Below are 457 nucleotides of genomic sequence, written 5' to 3' on the forward strand. Positions count from 1 at the left end.
ATCACCGAGAGCGGCAGATCCTCGGGCAGGCAGTCCGCCAGCGACTGCATCGTGGTGCCGCAATCGATGAAGATCGTATCGCCTTCCTTGATCGAGGCGGCCGCGGCCCGGCAGGCGAGACGCTTGTCCTGGGTGTGCTGGTCGATCTCCTGCTCGAACGTGTACTTGATCCCGGTCGGCGATGCCGCGTTGACGACGTAGCCGCCGAGCAAAGCGAGGGCAGCCTCCGCGCCGGCAAGGTCACGTCGCACCGTCATTTCGGAGACCTTGAGCAGTTCGGCGGCGTCCTTCAAGTGCAGCGCACCACTCGATTCGACGGCGCGGCGCAGCCTCTGCAGGCGCTGGACGCGTGTCTCGCTTGGTCGTGCGTTAGGGGTTTCAGCCATTTTTGTCGCCGAGCTTGCTTATCTGATTGACAATGATCTTACAATGTTGTGAGTTTAGCAACGTCGATTTG

Annotated in this window: 1 protein-coding gene; it reads right to left on the reverse strand. The window is 61.3% G+C overall.

Translation table 11 applies throughout. The annotated features are described in order from the left end of the window. On the reverse strand, positions 1-386 hold a 386-nt coding region (locus tag GO615_RS27980), incomplete at its 3' end, for a DeoR family transcriptional regulator (RefSeq protein ID WP_169133085.1). Positions 387-457 lie beyond the last annotated feature (71 nt).

The organism is Aromatoleum evansii (assembly GCF_012910805.1).
GTDB lineage: Bacteria > Pseudomonadota > Gammaproteobacteria > Burkholderiales > Rhodocyclaceae > Aromatoleum > Aromatoleum evansii.